This is a genomic window from Lacticaseibacillus manihotivorans DSM 13343 = JCM 12514, from assembly GCF_001435035.1.
Classification (GTDB): Bacteria; Bacillota; Bacilli; order Lactobacillales; family Lactobacillaceae; genus Lacticaseibacillus; species Lacticaseibacillus manihotivorans.
Window position 1 is genome coordinate 1 of record NZ_AZEU01000154.1, and the last position, 290, is coordinate 290.

1 protein-coding gene is annotated in these 290 nt (G+C 41.7%); it reads right to left on the reverse strand.

What is annotated here, in order from left to right; genetic code table 11:
* On the reverse strand, positions 1-178 hold a 178-nt coding region (locus FD01_RS15735), incomplete at its 3' end, for a helix-turn-helix domain-containing protein (RefSeq protein ID WP_156647291.1).
* Positions 179-290 lie beyond the last annotated feature (112 nt).

Below are 290 nucleotides of genomic sequence, written 5' to 3' on the forward strand. Positions count from 1 at the left end.
AACGTGTTGCTTCTGAAGGAGAGTATAGGCCGTGTTGTGAATTTCGATTTAACTCTCGGCTGATCGTGCTGGGACTACGTTTCAGCTCCCTGCCAATTACTTCCAGAGTTTCTCCTTGTTCATGCATTACAAATATCCGTTCACGTTCACCTGTGGTAAGATGTTGGTAGGGATTCATAGCTAAGACCTGCCTTTCAATGTTTGTTGTCGTTAACACCCATTGTACAGGATTCTAGCTATGAGTCCTTTTTCTTGCACTTATCATCTTGCACTTAAATTGTAAATCAAAG